This is a genomic window from Micromonospora maritima (genome assembly GCF_902825405.1).
In the GTDB taxonomy this organism is placed as follows: Bacteria; Actinomycetota; Actinomycetes; order Mycobacteriales; family Micromonosporaceae; genus Micromonospora; species Micromonospora maritima.
The window spans coordinates 1-4,008 of the sequence record NZ_CADEAU010000478.1 but is presented as its reverse complement, the minus strand read 5'-3'; the positions used below and the strand labels follow the sequence as shown (position 1 = coordinate 4,008).

The window sequence follows — 4,008 nt, the reverse complement described above, 5'->3', positions numbered from 1 at the left end:
GGAGAGCACGCACGGGACGCCGAGGTCGCCGGCGGCGGGTGCGGGCGCGGGCACGGGCGGGGCGGGGGCCGGTTCGGGGGCCTGTTCCAGGACGGCGTGCACGTTGGTGCCGGAGATGCCGAACGACGACACGGCGGCGCGCCGAGGTCGGTCCACGGCGGGCCAGGGCTGCGCCCGGTGCGCCAGGGTGATCGCGCCGGCGGTCCAGTCGACGTGCGGGGACGGCTCGTCGGCGTGCAGCGTCGGCGGGACCACGCCGTGCCGCATGGCCAGGATCATCTTGATCACGCCGGCGACGCCGGCGGCGGCCTGGGTGTGCCCGATGTTCGACTTGACCGAGCCCAGGAGCAGGGGTGTGTCCCGGCCCTGCCCGTACGTGGCGAGCAGCGCCTGCGCCTCGATCGGGTCGCCGAGCGCGGTGCCGGTGCCGTGCGCCTCGACCACGTCCACGTCGGCCGGCTCCAGCCGGGCGTTCGCCAGGGCCTGCCGGATGACCCGTTGCTGGGACGGCCCGTTGGGGGCGGTGAGGCCGCTGCTCGCGCCGTCCTGGTTGACCGCGCTGCCGCGCAGCACGGCGAGGATCCGGCGGCCGTCGCGGCGCGCGTCGGAGAGGCGTTGCAACAGCAGCATGCCGACGCCCTCGGCGAAGCCGGTGCCGTCGGCGTCGGCGCCGAACGCCTTGCACCGCCCGTCCGGGGACAGGCCGCGTTGGCGGGAGAACTCGGCGAGCATGCCGGGGGTGGACATGACGGTGACGCCACCGGCGAGCGCGAGCTCGCACTCCTGCTGGCGCAGCGCCTGGGCGGCGAGGTGCAGCGCGACCAGCGACGAGGAGCAGGCGGTGTCGACGGTGACGGCCGGGCCCTCCAGGCCGAGCAGGTAGGAGATGCGGCCGGAGGCGACGCTGCCGGCGCTGCCGTTGCCGACGTACCCGTCCAGGTCGTCGCCGGCGCCGACGGCGGTGCCGGCGTAGTCGTGGTAGATCAGGCCGACGTAGACGCCGGTGGCGCTGCCCCGGACGGTGAGCGGGTCGACGCCGGCGCGTTCCAGCGCCTCCCACGAGGTCTCCAGCAGCAGCCGCTGCTGCGGGTCCATGGCCAGCGCCTCGCGCGGGTTGATGCCGAAGAAGGCGGCGTCGAAGTCGGCGGCGTCGTAGAGGAAGCCGCCGTGCCGGGGCGCCGCCCGGTCGGCGTCGTCGCCGAGGACGGTGAGGTCCCAGCCCCGGTCGGTGGGGAACGGCGCGATCACGTCGGCGCCGGCGGTGACCAGGTCCCACAGGTCCTCGGGGGTGCGGACGTCCCCGGGGAAGCGGCAGGCCATGCCGACGACGGCGATCGGCTCGTCGACGGCGGTGGTGGTCCCGGCGGCGGGCGTGGCGGTCGGCGCGGTCCGCCCGCCGATCTCCCGGTCGAGGTGCTCGGTGAGCACGGCGGGGGTGGGGTGGTCGAACGCGACGGTGGCGGGCAGCCGCAGGCCGGTGGCGGCGGCCAGCCGGTTGCGCAGTTCGACCGAGGTGAGCGAGTCGAAGCCGAGTTCGCGGAACGGGCGCTGCGGGTCGACGCCGTCGGCGCTGCGGTGCCCGAGTACCGCGGCCACCGCGGCGGCGACCAGGTCGAGGAGGTGGCCGCGCCGGGCGGCCGGGCTGAGCGCCGCGAGCCGGTCGGCCAGCGACAGGTCCCCTCCGGTACGCGTGGCGGCGCGCCGCCGGGCGGGACGGATCAGGTCGCGCAGCAGCGCGGGCACGCGGGCCGGGTCGGGGGTGGTCGGCACCTTCATCAGGACGACGTGCGCGCCGCCGTGGCGGGCCGCCGCGTCGAGCAGGGCAAGCCCTTCGGTGTCGGTGAGCGGGGCGCTGCCGGCGCGGATGGCGCGGCGGTGTTCGCCGTCGTCGAGGTGCGCGGTCATCGCGCTGGTGGTGGCCCAGAGGCCCCAGGCGAGGCTGGCCGCGGGCAGGCCGTGGGCGCGGCGGTGGGTGGCGAGGGCGTCGAGGAACGCGTTGGCGGCGGCGTAGTTGCCCTGTCCGGGTGTGCCGAGCGTGGCCGCGACGGACGAGAACAGCACGAACGCGGCCAGGTCGTGGCCGGCGGTGGCCTGGTGCAGGGCCCAGGCGGCGTCCACCTTGGGTCGCATCACCCGGTCCAGCGCGTCGTCGTCCAGCCCGGTGACGGTGGCGTCGGCGATGGCGCCGGCGCAGTGGTAGACGGCGGTCAGATCCTCTCCGGCGACCAGGTCGGTGACGCGCGCCGGGTCGGTCAGGTCCACCGCGACGGCCCGTACCCGCGCCCCGGCGGCGGTCAGCTCGTCGGCCAGGGCCGCGTACGCCGGGTCGTCGGCGGGGGCACGGCGGGCGGCGAGGAGCAGGTTGCGGGACTGCCCGGTGGCCACCAGGTGCCGGGCGACCAGGCCGGCGAGGGTGCCGCTGGCGCCGGTGACCAGTGTGACGCGGTCCGGGTCGGCGGTGGCGGGGACGGTGAGCACGACCTTGCCCACGTGCCGGGCCTGGCTGATGTGCCGCAGGGCGGTCCGGGCCTGCCGGACGTCCCAGGTGCGGTGGGGCAGCGGTCGCAGCGCGCCCCGCTCGAACAGCTCCAGGAGTTCGGTGAGCATCTGCCCGAGGCGCTCGCCGCCTGCGGAGTTGAGTTCGAACGCGCGGTAGGTGACGCCCGCGTGTTCCCGGGCCACCGCCTCGGGGTCGCGGACGTCGGTCTTGCCCATCTCCACGAACCGGCCGCCGCGCGGCAACAACCGCAACGACGCGTCCACGAACTCCCCCGCCAACGCGTCCAACACCACATCCACACCCGCGCCGCCACTGGCGGCGAGGAACGCCCCCTCGAACTCCGTCGACCGCGACGACGCAATCCGCCCCTGCGCAACCCCCAACCGACGCAACGTGTCCCACTTCCCCGGACTCGCCGTCGCATACACCGTCGCACCGAGATGCTGGGCGATCTGGATCGCCGCCATCCCCACCCCGCCCGCACCCGAATGGATCAACACCGACTCACCGGCACGCAGACCCGCCAGGTCCCGCAACGCGTACCACGCGGTCAGGAACACCACCGGCACCGACGCCGCCTCAACCCACGACCAACCCACCGGCACCCGCGCGATGCGATCCCGCCGCGCCACCACCTCCGGACCGAAACCCGGCTCGAACAACCCGAACACCCGATCACCCGGCACCAGACCCGACACACCCGGCCCGACCTCCAGCACCACCCCCGCACCCTCACTACCCATCACCGCCACCGGATCCGGATACATCCCCAACGCGATCAACACATCCCGGAAGTTCACCCCCGCCGCCCGCACCGCCACCCGCACCTCACCCGCCGCCAACGCGGGCGCGTCGGAGCTACGCAGGTCGACGCCGTCGATGGTGCCGGGGTCGACGGCCGCCACGTGCCAGCGGCCGGCCGTCGGGACGAGCCGGTCCCCGGCCGGGCGGACGACGCGGGGAGCCAGGACGTCGCCGTCGCGCAGCGCGAGTTGCCCGCCGGCCGCGGCGAGCGGCGCCAGCGTGCCGGTGTCGGCGTCCCGGTCGACGTCGGCGAGCACGATCCGGTCCGGGTGCTCGGACTGCGCCGAGCGCAGCAGCCCCCACACCGCCGCGCCGGCGGGATCGGCCGGGCGGTCGTCGTCGCCGGTGGTGACCGCGCTCCGCGTCACCACCACGAGCCGCGAGTCGCCCAGCTCGTCGGCGGCAAGCCAGGCTCGCACGGTCGCCAGCACCGCCGTCGTCACCGCCCGCACCCGGTCGGGCAGGTCGCCACGGCCCGAGCCGGCCAGGTCACCGTCGTCCGGGCCCGGCAGATCGCCCTCGGCCGGGTTCGAGAGTTCGACACCGGTCGGGCTCGACAGATCGCCCTCGGCCGGACGCGACGGATGGGCGCCGGTCGCGGCGGGCCAGCCGTTGGTCCCGACGGGCAGCAGGACCGCGTCGGGGGCCGGCGTGCCGTCGGCGACGGCGGCCACGAGCGCGGCCACGTCCGGGAACCGCGCGGG

1 protein-coding gene is annotated in these 4,008 nt (G+C 76.1%); it reads right to left on the bottom strand.

The features are described 5' to 3' along the window. A partial coding sequence (locus HUW36_RS27415; protein WP_174530782.1) for an SDR family NAD(P)-dependent oxidoreductase occupies positions 1 to 4,008 on the bottom strand: 4,008 nt, incomplete at both ends.